Source organism: Leclercia adecarboxylata, from assembly GCF_035787115.1.
In the GTDB taxonomy this organism is placed as follows: domain Bacteria; phylum Pseudomonadota; class Gammaproteobacteria; order Enterobacterales; family Enterobacteriaceae; genus Enterobacter; species Enterobacter adecarboxylatus_E.
Map to the genome: position 1 here is coordinate 39,621 of NZ_JALKTL010000007.1, position 20,498 is coordinate 60,118.

At 57.3% G+C, this 20,498-nt stretch carries 16 protein-coding genes; 7 read left to right on the plus strand and 9 right to left on the minus strand.

Annotated elements, in window-relative coordinates; translation table 11 throughout:
- Positions 1-28 precede the first annotated feature (28 nt).
- Positions 29-1,207, plus strand: a complete 1,179-nt coding sequence (xylR, locus tag MXM41_RS19000; protein ID WP_325933696.1) for a D-xylose utilization transcriptional activator XylR — start codon at positions 29-31, stop codon at positions 1,205-1,207.
- 40 nt (positions 1,208-1,247) lie between these two features.
- Here xylR and MXM41_RS19005 read toward each other — a convergent pair whose 3' ends face one another.
- Complete coding sequence (locus MXM41_RS19005) at positions 1,248-2,072, minus strand: protein bax (protein ID WP_325933697.1); 825 nt, start codon at positions 2,070-2,072, stop codon at positions 1,248-1,250.
- Between the two features lie 313 nt (positions 2,073-2,385).
- Here MXM41_RS19005 and MXM41_RS19010 point away from each other — a divergent pair, with 313 nt between their 5' ends.
- Both MXM41_RS19010 and avtA read left to right on the plus strand, forming a co-directional pair.
- Positions 2,386-4,416 (plus strand): alpha-amylase, encoded by a 2,031-nt coding sequence (locus MXM41_RS19010; protein ID WP_325933698.1) that lies wholly within the window; start codon positions 2,386-2,388, stop codon positions 4,414-4,416.
- A 174-nt stretch (positions 4,417-4,590) separates the two neighbouring features.
- On the plus strand, positions 4,591-5,847 hold the full coding sequence (gene avtA / locus MXM41_RS19015; protein ID WP_325933699.1) for a valine--pyruvate transaminase: 1,257 nt from the start codon (positions 4,591-4,593) through the stop codon (positions 5,845-5,847).
- Between the two features lie 4 nt (positions 5,848-5,851).
- Here avtA and MXM41_RS19020 read toward each other — a convergent pair whose 3' ends face one another.
- Positions 5,852-6,322, minus strand: coding sequence for a 4Fe-4S binding protein (locus MXM41_RS19020; RefSeq protein ID WP_325933700.1), 471 nt, complete (start codon positions 6,320-6,322; stop codon positions 5,852-5,854).
- Positions 6,323-6,447: 125 nt separating this feature from the next.
- Positions 6,448-7,266 (minus strand): AraC family transcriptional regulator, encoded by an 819-nt coding sequence (locus MXM41_RS19025; protein WP_325933701.1) that lies wholly within the window; start codon positions 7,264-7,266, stop codon positions 6,448-6,450.
- Positions 7,267-7,489: 223 nt separating this feature from the next.
- Here MXM41_RS19025 and MXM41_RS19030 point away from each other — a divergent pair, with 223 nt between their 5' ends.
- Together MXM41_RS19030 and MXM41_RS19035 are read left to right on the plus strand one after the other, a co-directional pair.
- Positions 7,490-8,890, plus strand: a complete 1,401-nt coding sequence (locus tag MXM41_RS19030) for an MFS transporter (RefSeq protein WP_325933702.1) — start codon at positions 7,490-7,492, stop codon at positions 8,888-8,890.
- A gap of 10 nt (positions 8,891-8,900) precedes the next feature.
- On the plus strand, positions 8,901-10,856 hold the full coding sequence (locus MXM41_RS19035) for a glycoside hydrolase family 127 protein (protein WP_325933703.1): 1,956 nt from the start codon (positions 8,901-8,903) through the stop codon (positions 10,854-10,856).
- A 51-nt stretch (positions 10,857-10,907) separates the two neighbouring features.
- Here MXM41_RS19035 and MXM41_RS19040 read toward each other — a convergent pair whose 3' ends face one another.
- Entirely contained in the window at positions 10,908-11,648 is a 741-nt protein-coding gene (locus MXM41_RS19040) for a MipA/OmpV family protein (RefSeq protein ID WP_325933704.1), read from the minus strand.
- Between the two features lie 119 nt (positions 11,649-11,767).
- Here MXM41_RS19040 and MXM41_RS19045 point away from each other — a divergent pair, with 119 nt between their 5' ends.
- Positions 11,768-12,757, plus strand: coding sequence for a LysR family transcriptional regulator (locus tag MXM41_RS19045; protein ID WP_325933706.1), 990 nt, complete (start codon positions 11,768-11,770; stop codon positions 12,755-12,757).
- On the opposite strand, the gene aldB is transcribed toward MXM41_RS19045, so the two are convergent.
- A complete protein-coding gene (aldB, locus tag MXM41_RS19050) occupies positions 12,727-14,265 on the minus strand; it encodes an aldehyde dehydrogenase AldB (protein ID WP_325933707.1) in 1,539 nt (512 codons plus the stop codon). The genes MXM41_RS19045 and aldB overlap by 31 nt on opposite strands.
- Before the next feature lie 166 nt (positions 14,266-14,431).
- Between aldB and MXM41_RS19055 the strand changes: the two genes are divergently transcribed.
- On the plus strand, positions 14,432-15,319 hold the full coding sequence (locus MXM41_RS19055) for an ROK family protein (protein ID WP_325933708.1): 888 nt from the start codon (positions 14,432-14,434) through the stop codon (positions 15,317-15,319).
- Here MXM41_RS19055 and selB read toward each other — a convergent pair.
- The 4 genes from selB to MXM41_RS19075 form a co-directional block, all read right to left on the minus strand.
- Complete coding sequence (gene selB, locus MXM41_RS19060) at positions 15,316-17,172, minus strand: selenocysteine-specific translation elongation factor (RefSeq protein ID WP_325933709.1); 1,857 nt, start codon at positions 17,170-17,172, stop codon at positions 15,316-15,318. The genes MXM41_RS19055 and selB overlap by 4 nt on opposite strands.
- Complete coding sequence (selA, locus tag MXM41_RS19065) at positions 17,169-18,554, minus strand: L-seryl-tRNA(Sec) selenium transferase (RefSeq protein WP_325933710.1); 1,386 nt, start codon at positions 18,552-18,554, stop codon at positions 17,169-17,171. Before selA ends, selB begins: the two co-directional genes overlap by 4 nt.
- 104 nt (positions 18,555-18,658) lie before the next feature.
- Entirely contained in the window at positions 18,659-19,267 is a 609-nt protein-coding gene (locus MXM41_RS19070) for a glutathione S-transferase (protein ID WP_325933711.1), read from the minus strand.
- A gap of 93 nt (positions 19,268-19,360) precedes the next feature.
- Positions 19,361-20,497 carry an HlyD family secretion protein gene (locus tag MXM41_RS19075; protein ID WP_325933712.1) on the minus strand — a complete coding sequence of 379 codons (1,137 nt, stop codon included), beginning with the start codon at positions 20,495-20,497 and terminating at the stop codon, positions 19,361-19,363.
- Position 20,498 lies beyond the last annotated feature (1 nt).

The following is a 20,498-nucleotide window of genomic DNA, read 5'->3' on the forward strand; positions in this document are numbered from 1 at the left end:
CTGTCACTGATTCTGGAAAAATAGCGCCATGTTTGAGAAGCGTCACCGCATTACGTTGTTATTCAATGCCAACAAAGCTTACGACCGACAGGTTGTCGAAGGCGTTGGAGAATATTTGCAGGCGTCGCAATCCGAGTGGGATATTTTCATCGAAGAAGATTTCCGCACGCGAACCGATAATATCAAAGAGTGGCTGGGCGACGGCGTTATCGCGGATTTTGACGACGCCGTTATCCAGCAACTGCTGGTCGATGTCGATGTGCCCATCGTCGGCGTCGGTGGCTCTTACCACAAACCGGAAAACTACCCTGCCGTGCACTATATCGCGACCGACAACCACGCACTGGTTGAGAGCGCGTTTCTTCATCTCAAAGAAAAAGGGGTTCACCGCTTCGCCTTTTATGGCCTGCCCGCTTCCAGCGGAAAAGGCTGGGCGGCGGAACGGGAGTATGCGTTCTGTCAGCTGGTGGCAAAAGAGAAGTATCGCGGCGTCGTCTATCAGGGGCTGGAAACAGCCCCGGAAAACTGGCAGCACGCCCAGAACCGCCTCGCCGACTGGCTGCAAACCCTGCCGCCGCAGACCGGGATTATCGCCGTGACCGATGCCAGGGCCCGGCACGTGCTGCAGGTGTGCGAACATCTGCATATCCCGGTGCCGGAAAAACTGTGCGTTATTGGCATCGACAACGAAGAACTCACCCGCTACCTCTCACGGGTGGCGTTGTCATCCGTGGCGCAAGGAACACGTCAGATGGGCTATCAGGCGGCCAAGCTGCTGCACCGGCTGCTGGATAACGAAAGCCTGCCTTTGCAGCGCCTGCTGGTGCCGCCGGTCCGCGTCGTGGAGCGCCGTTCAACGGATTACCGTTCCCTGAACGATCCGGCCGTCATTCAGGCGATGCACTACATTCGTAACCACGCCTGCAAAGGTATCAAAGTGGATCAGGTGCTGGATGCGGTAGGTATTTCTCGTTCAAACCTTGAGAAGCGTTTTAAAGAAGAGGTGGGAGAGACGATCCATGCGGTTATTCATGCGGAAAAACTGGAAAAAGCCCGTAGCCTGCTGATTTCGACGTCGCTTTCTATTAACGAGATTTCGCAGATGTGTGGGTATCCGTCGCTGCAATATTTCTATTCGGTATTTAAAAAAGAGTATGACACCACGCCGAAAGAGTATCGCGATCGCTACAGTGAGGTACTGATTTAAATAAAAAAGGCCTTCCGGGTGGAAGGCCTTTTTTTTACTGTTACATATGTGCGGCAATTAAGCGCTGGTTATCCTGGTACATCGCAAACAGATAGTTGTTATAGCGTTGGCCCTGAGTTGAGTAACCTTTCAGCTTATGGATCATGTTGCTCGCCGTCACTTCCTGGTCAGCTTTACGCAGCTGCGCACGAGACTTACGGAAAGATTTATATGCCGGATGCGTGTTCAGATTCACAACATAAGCATTCACGGAATCTTTTACCGATTCAAACTGTGAGTAGCCTTTCACTTTACCCGGCGCATTGGTACAACGACCTTTCGCACATTTCATGCCGAACAGGTTGTTGTTGCTACGGGCCAGCTTCGAGGTCCCCCAGCCGCTTTCGGCTGCTGCCATCGTTGCGACCATGCTGCCCGGGATGATATCCACACGCTCAAGCAAGGTGTTCCACGGCACACGACGCGTGTTCCCGTTCCAGCTTACTTTATAGCTTTTGGCAATCTCTTTCAGGCGCGCACGCTCGGACGGCGACCAGCGGCTGTCGTACTGCTTAGAAATAAGCCAGTTACGATCCGCCGTAATCGCGGCATTTTGACTTGTAATGTAAGGCATTACCGTCCGGAGAAACGCTTTTTTCCTTGGTGTTCCGGAAGGGTATTTTCGCAAATCAGGAAGTGAACTACTCTTTGCACTATTGCGAGAATACTCTTGTTTACTGCTAACCTTACTACTTGTCGTCTTTATGACGTGGGCTTTCTTACTCGTTGTATCCGTGTGCGTCTTTGCAAGCACCCCACCAGAAAATGCCATGGTGAGTAACATGAGTATCGTAGCCCCATATCGTCGAATGGGAGTCGATATCATTAGGTCTCCTGGTCGGATAGAAACATTCCAACACCTTATTTTTTTCGAAAAATGAGAGGCGAATCTCAAATCCTAGCAAAAATAGACGAGAAGAGCACCCAAAGAAATAGTCCAAATCCGAAACCCTGTCACCTGAAATTTGCTCGCTTAAGCATCATTTTCATCAAAATGTGCTCAATATCGCAGTTAAGTAGCGTACTTAGCGTGAGATCACTCACCCTCGTTGCTCCTCCCTGCGCGATAGCGCCAGGGGATGAGTTTGCCCGCTAAAATAGGTGGCAAACTGAGCAAAATGCTGTGACAGGAAAATGGTATGAAACGTTCTGCTCTCGCTCTTTTGTTCTTGCCTGCCATGGCCAGCGCCGACTGGTCAGCCCCGGGTTTTCCGGCCTTTACCGCTGAAGGTTCAGGGGTATTCACGGCCCAGGCAAAGCTGACGAAGGGTACCCGCCCGTTGACGCTGAGTTTTGACAAGGCGTGCTGGCAGCCCACAAACACGATAAAACTCAACGAGATGATGTCACTTAAGCCGTGCGAAGGCGATCCGGCGCAGTGGCGCATCTTCCGCGATGGCGATTATCAGGCACGGATTGATACCCGTTCCGGCACGCCCACACTGATGTTAACCGTCGCCAGCGAGAGCGAAAAGGCGGTGGCCAGCGTGGTGCGCCAGTGCCCCAAATGGGACGGCAAACCGTTAACGCTCGACGTCGGCAGCACCTTCCCGGAAGGGAGCGTGGTGCGTGACTTTTACAGCAAACAGACCGCGACCGTGCAGCAGGGCAAAATTACCCTGCAACCCGCACCGGGCAGTAACGGCCTGCTGTTACTGGAGCGGGCAGAAACTGACAAGCCCGCGCCTTTCACCTGGCAAAACGCCACCGTCTATTTTGTACTTACCGACCGGTTTGAAAATGGCGATCCGCGCAACGACAACAGCTATGGGCGCCATAAAGACGGTATGCAGGAGATTGGCACCTTCCACGGCGGCGATCTGAAAGGGCTCACCAGTAAACTGGACTATCTGCAGCAGCTTGGCGTTAACGCCCTGTGGATCAGCTCCCCACTGGAGCAGATCCACGGCTGGGTCGGCGGCGGCACGAAAGGGGATTTCCCCCATTACGCCTATCACGGCTATTACACCCAGGACTGGACCCGGCTTGACGCCAACATGGGGACAGAAGACGATTTACGCCAGCTGGTGGATGAAGCCCATCGTCGGGGGATCCGCATCCTGTTTGACGTGGTGATGAACCACACCGGCTACGCGACGCTGGCGGACATGCAGGAGTATCAGTTCGGCGCCCTCTATCTGCAGGGTACAGAGCTGAAAAAAATCCTGGGCGATCGCTGGACCGACTGGAAGCCGGGCGCCGGCCAGAGCTGGCACAGCTTTAACGATTACATTAACTTCAGCGATAAAGCGGGCTGGGAAAACTGGTGGGGCAAACAGTGGGTGCGCACCGATATCGGTGATTATGACAACCCCGGTTTTGACGATCTGACCATGTCCCTGGCGTTCCTGCCGGACCTGAAAACAGAATCGACCACCCCATCGGGCTTGCCGAATTTTTATCGCCACAAACCCGATACCCGGGCGCAGGCCATCGACGGTTATACCCCCCGGGACTACCTCACCCACTGGCTGAGTCAGTGGGTGCGTGAGTACGGTATCGATGGTTTTCGGGTCGATACTGCTAAGCACGTTGAGCTGGCGGGCTGGCAGCAGCTGAAAGACCAGGCCAGCGACGCGTTAAAAGCCTGGAAGCAGGCCAACCCGGAGAAAAAACTCGACGATGCGCCGTTCTGGATGACCGGCGAAGCCTGGGGCCACGGGGTGATGCAGAGCGACTACTACCGTCACGGCTTCGATGCGATGATCAATTTTGATTATCAGGAACAGGCGGCCAAAGCGGTGGACTGTCTGGCTGATATCGACCTGACCTGGCAGCAGATGGCGGAAAAGCTGCAGAGCTTTAACGTCCTGAGTTACCTCTCCTCCCACGATACCCGCCTGTTCCGCGAAGGCGATCGGCGTGCGGCAGAGCTGCTGTTACTGGCGCCGGGTAGCGTACAAATTTTTTATGGCGATGAATCTGCACGCCCCTTTGGTCCAACGGGCTCTGACCCCTTACAGGGAACACGCTCGGACATGAACTGGCAGGATATCAACGGTTCACAGGCAGAAACCGTCGCCCACTGGCAGCGGATCGGGCAGTTCCGCGCCCGCCATCCGGCGGTCGGTGAAGGCACACAGACCACGCTGACGATGCCTCAGGGCTACGGTTTTGTCCGCGAGCATCAGGGCGACAAAGTGATGGTGGTGTGGGCGGGCAATCGCTGATCGTGCTCGACAGATCCCCTCTCCCGTCGGGAGAGGGGGAGCAGGATAATTCGCTGCCAGAGGTCAAACTGATAATACAAAACAGCCATTATTCATTTCGACGCTGATTTGCACCCGCGCAGTTGTAGCGTTATGGTGAGCCACACTCAGAATACGCTCGACAGATCACCTGCTATGACTTTTTCACTTTTCGGCGACAAATTCACCCGCCATTCAGGCATTACCCGCCTGATGGAGGATCTCAACGACGGGCTGCGCACACCGGGCGCCATCATGCTTGGCGGAGGTAACCCGGCACAAATCCCCGAGATGAACGCCTATTTTCAGACGCTCCTCGCGGACATGCTGGAAAATGGCAAAGCCACTGATGCGCTGTGCAATTACGACGGTCCACAAGGTAAAACCGAGCTGCTCGCCACCCTGGCGGAGATGCTGCGCGACACGCTCGGCTGGGAGATAGACCCACAGAACATTGCACTGACAAACGGCAGCCAGAGCGCGTTTTTCTACTTATTTAACCTCTTCGCCGGCCGACGTGCCGACGGCACCACTAAAAAGGTGCTTTTTCCGCTGACGCCGGAGTACATTGGTTATGCCGACGCTGGCCTGGAGGACGATCTTTTCGTCTCTGCACGCCCGAACATTGAGCTGCTGCCGGAAGGCCAGTTCAAGTATCACGTCGATTTTGAGCATCTGCATATCGGTGAAGAGACCGGGATGATCTGCGTCTCGCGGCCAACCAACCCCACCGGCAACGTCATCACCGATGAAGAGCTGATGAAGCTGGATGCGCTGGCCAACCAGCATGATATTCCGCTGGTGATTGATAACGCCTACGGCGTCCCCTTCCCGGGCATTATCTTCAGCGAAGCGCGCCCGCTGTGGAACCCGAACATAGTCCTGTGCATGAGCCTCTCCAAGCTGGGCCTGCCGGGCAGCCGCTGCGGGATCATCATCGCCAATGAGAAAATCATCACCGCCATTACCAATATGAACGGCATTATCAGCCTGTCACCGGGCGGAATTGGCCCGGCGATGATGTGCGAGATGATTAAGCGCAACGATCTGCTGCGCCTGTCCAATGAGGTAATTAAGCCTTTCTACTATCAGCGCGTACAAGAGACTATCGCCACGATTCGCCGCTATTTACCGGAAGATCGCTGCCTTATCCATAAACCCGAAGGGGCGATTTTCCTCTGGCTGTGGTTTAAGGATCTGCCGATCACCACCGAGCTGCTGTATCAGCGTCTGAAAAAGCGCGGGGTACTGATGGTGCCAGGGGATTACTTCTTCCCGGGGCTGGATAAACCCTGGCCGCACACCCACCAGTGCATGCGCATGAACTATGTGCCAGACCCGGAGAAAATCGAAGCTGGCGTGAAGATCCTCGCAGAAGAGATCGACCTCGCCTGGCGGGAAAACGGTCAGTAACGATTTATGCCAGATAACGCAGCCGTTCGCCGCGTAATCTGGCAGGATCCACGCAGCTTAATGCGCGGGTTGGGCAGGCCTCCACGCAGGCAGGCCCGCCTTCGCGATGCGAGCAGCGATCGCACTTCAGCGCCTGCACCTTTCCAGCCTCTCCCGTCACCTGCATCGCCCCGAACGGGCAGGCAACCATGCAGCTTTTACAGCCGATACAGCGCCGCTGATCTACCAGCCAGACGCCTTTTTCTCGCTGAATAGCCTGTGTTGGACAGACGTTGGCACAGGGGGCATCTTCACACTGGTGACAGGTGACCGCCGTGGTAAAGCATCCGCCTTTCACTACCCGAATGCGGGAGATAAATGCCTTTGCCGTCACCGCCGCACAATTCTGACTCTCCTGATGCGACACCACGCAGGCCACTTCGCAGGTGCGACAGCCAATACATTTCGTCGGGTCCGCAATGATAAAGGGGTTCATCGCCTGCTCCATCCTTGTTGAAAAAGTCAGGTTGCCAGAGTGTCCAGGCCGCGCGCTTTGATCAAACAGGGCAAAATGCCACTTTTGTGCGCCCTGCCGTGAAAACTGGCCATCTGCCATAACGCTCAGGCGGAATTGATATGCTCCTTGCAGTAGCGACGCTTCCAGACGCCGGGCGTTAACCCCGTATGCTTACGGAAGATTTGCCGGAAATAGCCTGTGTCGTTAAATCCGCAGCGCACCGCCACCTCTTTTAGCGATACGGCATCGTTGAGCAGTAACTTTTCGGCGGCCCTGACGCGCTGACGATGGATAGCCTCGGTGAGCGTCAGATGAAAGACCCGACGAAACACCCGCCCGAGATAATCCGCGTTGCAGTGTAGCTCCCGGGCGAGCTGCGATGTCGAGAGCGGCAGGTGAAACTGGGTGCTGATCGCCTGCCGCGCCTTCCACGCCAGATTGACCCCCGCTTCATCCGGGGCCCGCTCCTGCCCGGGCGTCACGGAGAGCTGTTGCAGGATCAGCAGCAGAATAAATTCCAGCGCCGGGCTGCGCTGTAGTTTCTCCTGCTCCGTCAGAAATTGCCGGAACAGGGCAACCATCGCCTGCGGATCGCCGATTTTTGCGTGCTGCTGCATCGACAGCGTCGTGCTCAGGGATGACGCTGAGGTTTCATCCTGAATCTCAAAATGCAGCCAGTAAAAGCGTAAATCGGCAGGAAAATCCTCGATTCCCTTGTGTCGGCGGTGGGGCCAGAGGAGCAAACTCTCTCCGGCATGGACTTCAAATACCGTCGAATCTTCCTGGATCGTTAATGTCCCCTTTTCGACAAAGATAACCTCCCACGAGTCGAGCCTGCGCGCCGGATGTCGCCCTACCCCCCGGGAGATAAAGTACCCGCCATTCTGAACCCTGATCGGAAGCGTTATGGATAATTCGAGCATGGTTATTCACTTTCTCGCTATTAATGAACAAACTCTTTCTCTTCATCACTGATTATTAACAGCTATTTTCTGTTCTTCCCGATCAAAATCACATTTTACGAATAAGGTCGGAATCCTCACCTTTTTATACTTTTCCCTTCCCTTGTTGCCCCCGGGGAACAGTGCACAATTAGTCGGGTACTCTGCAAAACAACATAAAAAATCCAACCCGAGGAGTTACCTCATGACTTCCACTCCGATTACACAGACAGAGATTGCCCAACAGGCCGTCAACGATCGCCTGACGATACGAGAAAAAATAGGCTACGGCCTGGGTGATGCTGGCGGGACGGTGATCACCTGTCTGATCATGAACTTTTTGACCTTTTTCTATACCGATGTCTTTGGCTTAACCCCGGCGCTGGTCGGCACCCTGTTTATCGCCCTGCGTATTTTCGACGCGATCTCCGACCCGGTGATGGGGATCATCGCCGACCGTACCCAAAGCCGCTGGGGACGCTTTCGCCCGTGGCAGCTCTGGGTCGCCCTGCCGATAGGCGTTATCGGCGTGCTGACCTTCACCGTGCCGGACGCGGGCATGGGGGTCAAAATCGCCTGGGCCTTCGGCACCTATCTGCTGCTCTCGGTGGGTTATACCGCCATCAACGTCCCCTACTGCGCGCTGATCAACACCATGACCACCCGCCACAGCGAAGTGCTCTCCTGCCAGTCCTGGCGCTTTGTGCTGTGTGGGGTGGCCGGTTTTCTGGTCTCCGTGGGCCTGCCGTGGCTGGTTGAGCTGCTTGGCCAGGGCAACGTGGCGCAGGGTTATCAGCTGGGCGTGGGGGTGTTGTGCGCCATTGCGGTGGTGATGTTCCTGTGCTGCTTCTTCTGGGTTCGCGAGCGCGTACCGCTGGCGATGATGGGGAAATTTACGCTAAAGGAGCACCTCGCCGGTCTGCGCCAGAACGACCAGCTGCTGCTGATGCTGGTGATGTCTTTCCTGCTGATTAACGTCTTCAACATTCGCGGCGGCGGCTACATGTATTTCATCACTTACGTGCTGGAAGGCAGCACCGCCTACACCTCGCTGTTCTTCACTATGGTTACCTTTGCCGCCATCCTGGGCGCGGTGATCGTTAACCTGCTGTCGCGCCGCAGCGATACCGTCAAACTCTACTACTACACCAATCTGGTACTGGCAGTACTGGCGGTAGGGATGTGGTTCCTGCCCGGCGGACCGGCGTACCAGACCCTGTGGCTGGTAGTTATTCTGGCGAACGGCGTGATCCTTGGCTTTACCCTGCCGCTGCACTTCGCGTTGATGGCCTTTGCCGATGACTACGGCGAGTGGAAAACCCGCGTGCGCTCCTCCGGCATGAACTTCGCCTTTAACCTGTTTTTCATCAAGCTGGCATGGGCCTCCAGCGCCGGGATCATCAGCCTGGTATTTATTTTTGTCGCCTACCAGCCGGGGGCGGGCAACCAGACGCCCGCATCGCTGCAGGGCATCACCGCGATGGAGACCCTGCTGCCTGCCCTCTTCCATCTGCTGCTGGCGCTGGCGATCCGCAAGTGCCGACTCAATAACCCGATGATGGCGCGCATTGCCACCGACCTGCGCCAGCGTCACGCTCAATCCTGAGGAGAACATGATGTCCATAATGGAACCCGACCTGCATAACCTGAAAATCAGCGACCCGTTTCTGGGCCAGTATCAACAGCTGGTGCGCGATGTGGTCATCCCCTATCAGTGGGATGCCCTGAACGATCGCATTGATGAGGCCGAACCCAGCCATGCCATCAGCAACTTCCGCATCGCGGCGGGCCAGCAGAGCGGTGAATTTTACGGGATGGTCTTTCAGGACAGCGACGTAGCGAAATGGCTGGAGGCGGTCGCCTGGTCGCTGTGCCAGAAGCCTGACGCGGAACTGGAAAAGACCGCCGATGAGGTGATCGAGCTGGTAGCCGCCGCGCAGTGCGACGATGGTTATCTGAACACGTACTTCACGGTAAAAGCGCCTGAGGAACGCTGGACCAACCTGGCGGAGTGCCATGAGCTGTACTGCGCCGGGCACATGATTGAAGCGGGGGTGGCGTACTTCCAGGGTACCGGCAAACGCCGTCTGCTGGAGGTGGTCTGTAAGCTGGCTGACCATATCGACAGCGTTTTTGGCCCGGGCGAGCAGCAGCTGCACGGCTATCCCGGCCACCCGGAGATCGAGCTGGCGCTGATGCGCCTGTTTGATGTTACCCAGGAGCCGCGCTATCTGGCGCTGGTGAAGTATTTCGTCGAGGAGCGCGGCACTCAGCCGCACTTCTACGACATCGAATATGAAAAGCGCGGCAAAACCTCTTACTGGAACACCTACGGCCCGGCGTGGATGGTGCAGGATAAAGCCTACAGCCAGGCGCATCAGCCGCTGGCGGAACAGCAAACCGCAATCGGTCATGCGGTGCGCTTCGTCTATCTGATGACCGGCGTCGCGCATCTGGCCCGTCTGAGTCAGGATGAGGGCAAGCGCCAGGACTGCCTGCGCCTGTGGAACAACATGGCCCGGCGCCAGCTGTACATTACCGGCGGGATTGGTTCCCAGAGCAGCGGCGAGGCCTTCAGCAGCGATTACGATCTGCCGAACGACACCGTGTACGCCGAAAGCTGCGCCTCAATCGGCCTGATGATGTTTGCCCGCCGCATGCTGGAGATGGAGGCCAACAGCCAGTACGCCGACGTCATGGAGCGGGCGTTATACAATACCGTTCTTGGCGGTATGGCGCTGGACGGCAAACATTTCTTCTACGTTAACCCGCTGGAAGTGCATCCGAAGACGCTGAAATTTAACCATATCTACGACCACGTGAAGCCGGTTCGCCAGCGCTGGTTCGGCTGCGCCTGCTGTCCGCCTAATATCGCCCGCGTCCTGACCTCGATTGGTCACTACATCTATACCCTTCGCGACGATGCCCTGTTTATCAACCTCTACATCGGCAACAGCATGACTTTCCCGGTGGGGGAGCAGGAACTGCAGCTGCGGATCAGCGGCAACTACCCGTGGCAGGAGCAGGTCAAAATCGAGATCGTCTCGCCTGTCGCCATCGACCATACCCTGGCCTTACGCCTGCCGGACTGGTGCGACTCACCACAGCTCACGCTGAATAGCGAAACTGTTATGGGTGAGGTGCGTCAGGGCTATCTTTACCTGACCCGCCGCTGGCAGGAGGGCGATACGCTGCTGTTAACCCTGCCGATGCCGGTCCGCCGGGTTTACGGTAATCCCCAGGTGCGCCAACAGGCCGGAAAAGTGGCCCTTCAGCGCGGGCCGCTGGTCTACTGTCTTGAAGAGGCGGATAACGGCGCGGGGCTGCACAACCTGGCGCTTCCTGCGGACAGTGAATTTAAGCTGTTTGAAGGAAAAGGGATTTTTGCTCACAAGATGCTGATCCAGACCCAGGGGTTGACCCGTCACGCCGCGGATGCTGAACAACAGCCGCTGTGGCAGTACGATCGCGCGCCTACCTCCCAACAGGCGCAGACGCTGACTTTTATTCCGTGGTTTAGCTGGGCCAACCGGGGCGAAGGGGAGATGCGGATCTGGGTGGATGAGGCGTAAGCAGCAAACGATTGAGGCAGCCCTCGTCCCTGAGGGCTGATTTTTGGAAACTCAGAACGTCCAGGTGAGGCCGGTCATCAGCGCAACGCTGTCGTCACGATCGATCATCGGGCTGTTTTTCACCTCGTCAGGCAGCACGGTATACACGGCGCTGGCGTTGAGATAGAGGTTCTGCGTCAGCGGGTATTTGGCTGCCACACCCACGTAAGGGGTCACGGTTTCGCCGGCGGTGTACTGCTGCAGATCACTGCGACGCGACTCTTTCTCCGATACGCCATAGTAGTAGTCGTTAAAACTATCGTCGTGGAAGAATACCCCCAGCGACGGCGTCAGGGTCAGGCGCTCTATGCGGAACGGCCGAAACCAGGACATTTCACCCATCATGCCGCCGCTCTCGTCCATTGCATCGGCGGCAATCGCCAACTTCAGGCTCCCCCAGCTTTCGTGGTGGTAGTACGCTCCCCCCAGCATCGCCGAGGCTTTGCGCTCATCCAGCTGCTTCATCGCAGGATCGTCGTTGTCTTCCGGGTCGAAGTGCAGCGGCATCCAGGAAGTCGTCAGGCTGAGTTCGTTTTTAGCATCTTTCCAGACGATCCAGCCGCCGGTCGCCTGACGCACGTAGAAGTGTTCCCCTTCGTAGCTTATTAACGGGACAGCAGAAACATTCTCGTTATAACCTTTATACGGCGATTCATTAAAAACAGCGCCAGCGCCAATTGAAAAACCTTCGGCCATCACGGGGGCGGCCGCAAATAAAACAGTGGCAATAAGTAAACTCTTTTTAAACTTCATTGTTTGTAATCCATTAATTTTCCAGCGAGCCGGCGCATAATAATGGTTACAAAAATCGCAATGCAATTTCGTTATTTGTATAATATTATATATAAATTCATATAGATGAGCATCAGGCAATGAATAAGCTGCAAATCAAGCCGCGTGAATTAAAAATTATTTCCGTCATTGCCGCCACTCACAGCATCGGAGATGCTGCCGCGCTGTTGGGGATGGCCCAGGCCAACGTCAGCAAATATCTTTCAGATTTCGAAACCCGCGTCGGCCTGAAGATTTTTGAGCGCACTACCCGCCATCTGGCGTTGACCCAGTTTGGTGAAGCCCTGCTGCCTTTCATCAACGCATCGCTGGAAAAGAACGACCAACTGGTTAATTTTATTGCCGATTATAAACATGAAAAACGCGGCAAGGTCACTATCTATGGTCCGACGGGGATCGTAACTTATCTGGCCCGCCACGTGGTTCATCAGATCGAAAATATTGGCGATATTCGCATTAGTCTGAAAACCTATAACCTGAATGGCAGCGAGTTTCTAGAAGGCGTGGTGTTCCCCGATGATTGTGATATTTTAATAACCTATGCCCAACCCAAAGATGAAAGCCTGGTCGCCAGCACCTTAACCAAATATTCGGTTACGGCTTTTGCCACCCCGGAATATATTAAAAAGCACCCTATTAGCCACCCCGAAAATTTAATTAACCACTCCTGTATTCTTATTGATTCGATGATCATCGATGATGCGAATATCTGGCGTTTTCGTTCGAATAACAGCAATCAGGTGCATGACTACAAAGTCACCGGAAACTATATTTGCGATAACACCCAGACGGCGCTGGAACTGGCGCGTAATCATCTGGGGATCGTATTTGCGCCCAAAGAGAGCCTGCAGAAAGAGATCGAACTGGGCGTCCTGGTGCCCTGCTTCACGCATCAGGAGGAGTGGTGGCTGGATCTGGTGGCGATCTTCCGTAAACGTGACTATCAACCCTGGCGGGTACAGTTTGTGCTCGACGGCGTGCTGAATACCCTGCGCAAGCAGATTGCGCAGGCCGCCCAGGGGCGGCCTGCGCTGAAGGATCAGAACAGCCCGAGCGGTTTGTCGGAGTAGCTCACCAGCAGGCACTTGGTCTGCTGGTAATGTTCCAGCATCATCTTGTGCGTTTCGCGGCCAATACCCGACTGCTTATAGCCGCCAAAGGCGGCATGGGCCGGATAGGCGTGATAGCAGTTGGTCCACACGCGACCGGCCTGGATCCCGCGCCCCATCTGATAGGCCAGATTGCCGTTACGGCTCCAGACCCCGGCCCCCAGGCCATACTGCGTATCATTGGCCAGCTCCAGCGCCTCCTCCATGGTTTTGAAGGTGGTTACCGCCAGGACCGGGCCAAAGATCTCCTCCTGGAAAACGCGCATGTTGTTTTTGCCGGACAAGATGGTCGGCTCAAGGTAGTAACCCTCTTTCAGCTCACCGTCCAGCATCTTACGCCGTCCGCCGGTTAAAACGTCCGCCCCCTCTTTCTTGCCGATATCAATGTAGTTAAGGATGGTTTCCAGCTGCCCGTGGGAGACCTGGGCCCCCATCTGGGTGACGTTATCCAGCGGGTTACCGCTGCGGATCGACTCCACGCGACGAATGGCGCGCTCCATAAAGCGTTCGTAAATGGACTCCTGCACCAGCGCCCGGCTTGGACAGGTACAGACTTCACCCTGGTTGAAGGCAAAGAGCGCAAACCCTTCCAGCGCCTTATCAAAGAAGGCGTCCTCTTCATCCATCACGTCGGCAAAGAAAATGTTCGGGGATTTCCCGCCCAGCTCCAGCGTCACCGGAATAATGTTCTGGGTGGCATACTGCATGATCTGCTGGCCCACTTCGGTCGAGCCGGTAAAGGCCACCTTGGCGATCCGTTTGGACGTCGCCAGATATTCGCCGATTTCCCCACCAGCACCGTTCACCACGTTCACCACGCCCGGCGGGAGCAGGTCGCCCACCACGTCCATCAGCAGCAGTATCGACAGCGGGGTTAAGCGCGCCGGCTTCAGCACCACGCAGTTGCCTGCCGCCAGCGCGGGCGCCATTTTCCAGGCGGCCATCAGCAGCGGAAAGTTCCACGGAATGATCTGCCCGACCACGCCCAGCGGCTCATGGAAATGATACGCCACGGTGTCTTTGTCCACCTCGCTGATCCCCCCTTCCTGCGCACGAATACAGGAGGCGAAATAGCGGAAATGATCGATGGCCAGCGGCACGTCGGCGGCCATGGTTTCGCGGATCGGTTTACCGTTGTCCCAGGTTTCTGCGGTGGCTAACAGCTCCAGGTTCTGCTCCATGCGATCGGCGATTTTGAACAAAATCGCGGCGCGATCCTGTACCGAGGTGTGGGCCCACTTCTCTTTCGCTTTATGGGCGGCATCCAGCGCCAGATCGATATCGCGCTTGCCGGAGCTGGCGATCTCGCACAGCGGCTGGCCGGTCACCGGGGTGAGGTTCTGATAATACTCGCCGTCAGCCGGGGGAACCCAGTCGCCGCCGATAAAGTTGTCATAACGGGCTTTAAGCTTGAGAGGAAAACCATATTCGCCAGGCAGGATACGTGCTGATGGAGGGTTGTTCGTCATGACTGTCTCCTTGTGTGTAGTGTCATTCAAAGGTAGACCGCGGCGGTGAAAACATCGCCAGTCGTCGCCTGCTTTGCGAGCCCCTTCACGCATTACCTTACTTTACGTTTGGTTTCTGGCGCTGAGCCATACTTAAAGCGCATAAACCGGGTGGAGGTAAGGATAAATGCGGCTTTTTATCGGCTTTGACGTGGGCGGAACCCACATTAAACACGGCGTGATCGACGAGGAGGGCAACGAACTCGCCACCGATCAGTTTGATACGCCAGAGGACGAAGAGAGTTTTAAGCAACAGTGGCGCGAGGTGGTCGAGGCGTACCAGAAAGAACATGAGATCGCGGCGATCGGGGTGAGTATCCCGGGGCATATCAACACCCATACCGGCGAGGCCGCAAAAGCGGGCGCGCTGGAGTACCTGGATAACGTCAACCTGTATGAATTTTTCGCGGAGCTGACCGATCTGCCGCTGGTAGCCGACAATGATGCCAGCTGCGCCGCCCTGGGTGAGCGCTGGCGCGGTGCCGGACGGGAATATGAGAATTTTGTCTGCATGACGCTCGGCACCGGGATCGGCGGCGGCATTGTGGTGGAGGGCGATCTCTGGCGTGGCTCGCACTACCGCGCCGGGGAGTTTGGGGTGATCCCGGTAGGTAAGAACGGTGAAGGGATGCATGAGGTGGCCTCGGCCAAAGGGCTGATGGAGACCTGCCGCCGGGCGCTGGGGGTTTCCGGGGATGATATGCCGAAAGGCGAAGAGCTGTTTGAGCGTATGGAAAACGACCTGCATCTGCGCGAAGCCGTAGAAGAGTGGGCGCTGTTTCTGGCCCGCGGCGTCTACAGCGTGATCTCGATGTACGATCCGCAGGTGGTGCTGATTGGCGGCGGGATCAGCGAGCAGGAGAAAATTTATAAACTGCTCGACAGACACCTGCAGACCTTTGAAGAGTGGGAGGCGTTGCAGGTGCCCATCCTGCCCTGCCAGTTAGGTAACCAGGCGGGCAGGCTGGGGGCCGTATGGCTGGCAAAACAGAAGCTTGCCAGAAGCGAGGTTTAAGGCTGCTGCGCTTCCCCGGTAAAGAGCAGGGCGTCACGCAGGAGGTGATCGTTACCGCGGCGGCGGGTGAAGCCAATGCGGTTGAAATACTCCAGGATCTGGATCGCCAGCTTACGTCCGACGTTCAGCCGATCGCGGAAATCCGCCGCGCAGGTTGAGCCGCGCTCGCTATCCAGCGTCCGGATCAGATTCGCAAAGGTGACGATACGATCGTGACGGTAGTAGCGATCTTTAACGATCGCGGTGATCAGCCCCTGCTGCGCCGCATGCTTCAGCACCTGACGCATGGCCTGCTCGTCGGTGGCGGTTTCACGCGCCAGATCGCGCACCCACCAGGACTCGTCGCCAAACAGCGCCTGCGCTTTTTGCCAGACAGCCTGCTGCTCCGGGGTAAAGCCCGCTTTATGATCCGGCAGATGCAGCCAGCCGTGATAGCTGTGCAGATCCCCGCTCGCGCGCATCCGCTCGATTAACAGCAGCACCAGAGCTTCGTCTTCCATCGGCAGCGCCATACGCCGCAGGCGTTCACGCCCGGGGCCAGGTTCATCCTGATGCTGTTGATGATAGGTTGCCAGCACGTCCAGAATTTTACGCTGCCAGCGGGCCGCGACAGCGGTGTTTAGCAGGCTGGTACCGGCCTGGATGAACGTCGACTGTTGCGTCAGCTGGCGCAGCCCTTCCTCGCTGAGCTGGCGCACCCAGCCAAACTCATCCAGATTAACTGCGCCACGTTCCAGATGCGCCAGCAGCGCGCTGTGGTCATCCTGCGCGGTTACCAGCGTCGCCAGCCAGTGCAGGTACTCCGGCTTACGCTTTCCGCGACGCGGGGGATTAAGCGTCACCACCCGCGCGCCGGCCAGTGTGGCGCGGGCAGAAATATCGCGCAGCACCAGACGATCGTTGTCAGCAAGCCATAGCGGGTTATCAAAAACCAGCTCCGCCAGCGCCCCCTCCAGCAGCGAGACGCGACCGGTCACGTGGCTGGCAGCATGGTGAATATGCAGCGGCTGCCACTGCGTGAGCGGTACGTCGCCCTGCAGAGTGACGATAACGCGCGTGGCCGGCTCCGGCGGTGCCTCAGCCAGCAGCCAGTCGCCGCGGTTAAGGCTGGCTTTTTCCGTATCGCCCACCAGATTAAGGGCAATGCGCTGCCCGGCGTGAGCCTGTTTGACGGGCTGATTTTGCGCATGCAAGCCACGAATACGCACCGGCTTATTGACTCCGGTCAGCCACAGACTGTCACCCACGCGCACTTCTCCTGACAGCGCCGTGCCGGTCACCACCAGCCCCGCCCCTTTTACGGTAAAGGCGCGGTCGATTGCCAGACGAAAACGGTGATGGTCAGCATGAGCGCGGTCAGGCAGCTGTTGCAGATGGGCGCGCAGGGCATCAATTCCCCGCCCTTCGGTGGCGACGGTGACAAACAGCGTGGCATCCGCGAAACCAGCGTCGCGCAGGGTGGCCAGCACCTCTTCGCGCACCTCTTCCACCCGGGCGTCATCGACGCGGTCGGCTTTGGTCAACGCCACCGTCAGCTGTGGACGACCGGTCAGCGTGAGGATCTGCAGGTGCTCACGCGTCTGGGCCATCACCCCGTCATCGCAGGCCACCACCAGCAGGGCGTGGTCGATGCCGCCTACGCCCGCCAGCATGTTTGATAAAAACTTTTCGTGCCCCGGCACGTCGATAAACCCCAGCACCCGGCCATCCGGCTGCGGCCAGTAGGCATAACCCAGATCGATGGTCATGCCGCGCTTTTTTTCTTCCGGCAGACGGTCGGCGTTGACGCCGGTGATCGCCTGCAGCAGCGTCGTTTTGCCATGGTCAACGTGACCGGCAGTGGCAATAATCATTTCAACAACATCTCCAGAAACAGGGCGTCATCTTCCAGACAGCGTAAATCCAGCCACAGGCGCCCGTCCTTTATTCGTCCGAGTACCGGCACGGGCAGCGAACGCCAGCGTAACGCCAGCGCGTCCAGTTGGCTACCGCGTCCGTCGCGTGGGGTGAACGTCAGGGCTGCGCCGGGCAGGCGATCTACCGGCAGCGATCCGCTCCCCGGCTGGGACAGGCACGCTTCCACGCGCACCTCAAAGTCAGGGTAATGGGCGGCGACCTGAGTCAGCAGCCGCTCCCCCTGACGGTGAATGGCGGCGGCATCGCGGCTTAACAGGCGCAGCGTTGGTAGCCGCTCAGCCAGCGTCTCCGGGTGAAGATAGAGACGCAAGGTCGCCTCCAGCGCGGCCAGGGTCATTTTATCCGCCCGCAGAGCGCGTTTCAGCGGGTGGCGTTGCAATCTGGCAATCAGATCGCGCTTACCGACGATAATCCCGGCCTGAGGACCGCCGAGTAACTTGTCCCCGGAGAAGCTCACCAGGCTGACGCCAGCGGCGATCAGCGCCTGCGGCATCGGCTCTTTCGGCAGGCCGTAGCGGCTGAGATCCACCAGCGAACCGCTGCCCAGATCGACAACCACCGCTACCCCTTTCTCTTGCCCGATGCGCACCAGCTCCGCCTCATCAACGGCACTGGTGAAGCCTTCGATCTGATAATTACTGGTATGAACCTTCATCAGCAGGGCGGTGTTTTCACTGATGGCGGCGGCATAGTCCCGGTCATGGGTGCGGTTGGTGGTGCCCACTTCGTGAAGCTGGCACCCGGCCTGGGTCATCACGTCGGGTATGCGAAACGCGCCGCCAATCTCCACCAGTTCGCCGCGCGAAACCACCACCTCTTTGCCGCTCGCCGTTGCGGCCAGCATCAGCAGCACCGCCGCGGCGTTGTTATTTACAATACAGGCGTCTTCCGCCCCGGTAAGCTGGCAGAGCAATGCCGCCAGCGCCCGGTCGCGATGACCACGTCCGGCGCCGTCGAGATCGTACTCCAGAGTCACCGGCACCTGCATCGCCTGGGTGACGGCGGCAACCGCCTCCTCGGCCAGCAGCGCGCGCCCCAGATTAGTATGCAGCACCGTGCCCGTCAGGTTCAGTACCTGCCGCAGCCCCTGAGCTTCATCCTGCGCCAGCCGCTTTTCAGTCTCCTGCGCCCAGTCGTCACACCACGCCGGCAGGCGATTGTCGGCGCGGATCCCGGCGCGGGCTTCGTCCTGTAACAGGCGTAAGGTATCCACGGTTCGGCTGTGACCAAACCGGGCAATAACGGGGGTAAGACGGGCATCGCGAAGCAGACGATCGGTCGCGGGAAGTTGGCTGTAGAGAGCGTGCTGAGTAGTCATGAATGCGCCTGACGGTTAGGTATCTTCCCCCCTCCCGACGGGAGAGGGAGTCAATGTCAGGCGCGATTGTACCGCGTCCGGCAAGGAAGTGTTACCGGGCTGCATCAAGCCTTTGGCGGTTCGGTACGGGCAAAACTTTCACGCTGAAAGAGGGTTTCCGCCAGCTTAACCAGCAGCGGGCGATCGACACACCAGCCCGGCGATACGCGGCGGAAATTGAGGTAGCCGATGGCGCAGGCAATGGCGATGGTCGCCAGGTTGACGCTGTCGGTGGCGATTTTTCCCTCGCGGATCATCTGCTCACAATGATCGAGACTGCGAACGATTTTCTCGCGCTGGCGCAGCAGCTCCGTCTCAGACTGCTGCGCCGCCGGGCGGGCCTGTTCACGCACGGAGGCCAGCGCCGCATCCATGATCCCGTCTGCCAGCGCCTCGATTTGCCGGATAGCCAGCGCGGCTTTGGGGTCACGGGGGAGCATCGCCGGGGCAATATCCAGCAGTTCGATATAGCTGGCAATGACAGGGGAGTCGAACCAGTGCTCACCGTCATCGGTTACCAGCGCCGGGACTTTACCCAGGGGGTTGTACTGCGCGACACCGCTTTCGGCCTGATAGGGCTGTTCATTAATAAATTCAAAAGTGATGCCTTTCTCCAGCAGGAGAATGGAGATTTTACGCACGAAGGGACTGGTATAACTGCCGATGAGTTTCATTGCCTGCTCCTTTTCCGCCAACAAAAGGATAAGTATGGCTCAGGCAAAGAAAAAAAGGCAGATACGCGGATCGCATACCTGCCTTTAAAGGGATTAATGGTCGAGATAGAGATAGTGCATCCAGCTGGTCATCCGCAGCAGGACCTTACGCATCACGGAGACGTGCGAGAAGTGATCGGAGTACACCGCCACCTGGGCGTAGATGCCGTCAGGCAGGGCGTCCACATCAGCGTTCGGCTCCAGTTCGATGGTGCCAATCACGCCATCGGTACCGGGAACCACCGTCAGTGCCTGCAGCACCCCCTGCGCCTGGTAAGAGCCGCCCGGCACCACCGGCAGAATGCTGGTGAGCTTGCCGGAGAAGACCTGCCCCGGCAGGGCATTGAACACCACTTCGGCTTCGTCGCCTGGCTTCAGGCGCAGTAACGAGTTCTGGCGAAACTGCGCCACAATCTGCCGTTTCTGCTCAGGGATAAACACCATCACCGGACGCAGCGGCAGAGATGCGGCATAAGTACCTGGACGAATCAGCACCTGGGTGATGTAACCGTTGCTCGGCGCCCGGATTATGGTCTGGTCCAGGTTGTAGGTGGCTTCGGCCAGCTGGGCACGCAGGGAGGCAATCTGCGACTGTTCGCCGTTAGACATGCTCTCTAACTGGCTCTGGATCTGCACTTGTTCCGCCACCGACGCTTTCACCATGGCGTCCTGCGCCAGGTAGTTTTGCCGCGCGTTGTCGATATCGCTTTCAGAGAACGGATTCACCTTCGCCCGGCTGCCTTTCACATACCGCTGATAGTCTTTCAACAGACGATCGCGTTCGGCGGAGACGCGGGTGGTATTTGATTCGGCTTCCGAAAGCTGGGCTTTCAGTACTTCAATATTGTGTGTTGCCGTTACCAGGTCTGCCTGCAGACGATCGACGCGCGCTTTATACCTGCCCGGATCGATTTTAAATAACACTTCGCCTTTTTTAATGAGCTGGTTATTTTTATCCGTGACTTCCGTTACCACGCCCGTTACCTGGGGCGTAATCGGAATAGAGATAACCGCTTTCTGCGCCGTAAACGTATAAGGGTGGTTGTAGTTCATTAATAAAATGAGTCCGGCAACAATAAACACGCCACCCAGGGTCGCGGTCGCCAGCGTCCACTGATTTACCGGGATACGGAATATTTTAAAAATGGCCCATGCAAACGCAACATAGGTCAAGATGATCAACAGATCCATA

Coding starts and splice junctions, on each gene's coding strand:
- avtA (WP_325933699.1), top strand. CDS start 4,591: ATGACTTTTTCACTTTTCGGCGACAAATTCACCCGCCATTCAGGCATT.
- MXM41_RS19035 (WP_325933703.1), top strand. CDS start 8,901: ATGTCCATAATGGAACCCGACCTGCATAACCTGAAAATCAGCGACCCG.
- MXM41_RS19020 (WP_325933700.1), bottom strand. CDS start 6,322: ATGAACCCCTTTATCATTGCGGACCCGACGAAATGTATTGGCTGTCGC.
- MXM41_RS19025 (WP_325933701.1), bottom strand. CDS start 7,266: ATGCTCGAATTATCCATAACGCTTCCGATCAGGGTTCAGAATGGCGGG.
- MXM41_RS19030 (WP_325933702.1), top strand. CDS start 7,490: ATGACTTCCACTCCGATTACACAGACAGAGATTGCCCAACAGGCCGTC.
- MXM41_RS19045 (WP_325933706.1), top strand. CDS start 11,768: ATGAATAAGCTGCAAATCAAGCCGCGTGAATTAAAAATTATTTCCGTC.
- xylR (WP_325933696.1), top strand. CDS start 29: ATGTTTGAGAAGCGTCACCGCATTACGTTGTTATTCAATGCCAACAAA.
- aldB (WP_325933707.1), bottom strand. CDS start 14,265: ATGACGAACAACCCTCCATCAGCACGTATCCTGCCTGGCGAATATGGT.
- MXM41_RS19075 (WP_325933712.1), bottom strand. CDS start 20,497: ATGGATCTGTTGATCATCTTGACCTATGTTGCGTTTGCATGGGCCATT.
- selA (WP_325933710.1), bottom strand. CDS start 18,554: ATGACTACTCAGCACGCTCTCTACAGCCAACTTCCCGCGACCGATCGT.
- MXM41_RS19005 (WP_325933697.1), bottom strand. CDS start 2,072: ATGATATCGACTCCCATTCGACGATATGGGGCTACGATACTCATGTTA.
- MXM41_RS19070 (WP_325933711.1), bottom strand. CDS start 19,267: ATGAAACTCATCGGCAGTTATACCAGTCCCTTCGTGCGTAAAATCTCC.
- MXM41_RS19055 (WP_325933708.1), top strand. CDS start 14,432: ATGCGGCTTTTTATCGGCTTTGACGTGGGCGGAACCCACATTAAACAC.
- MXM41_RS19040 (WP_325933704.1), bottom strand. CDS start 11,648: ATGAAGTTTAAAAAGAGTTTACTTATTGCCACTGTTTTATTTGCGGCC.
- MXM41_RS19010 (WP_325933698.1), top strand. CDS start 2,386: ATGAAACGTTCTGCTCTCGCTCTTTTGTTCTTGCCTGCCATGGCCAGC.
- selB (WP_325933709.1), bottom strand. CDS start 17,172: ATGATTATTGCCACTGCCGGTCACGTTGACCATGGCAAAACGACGCTG.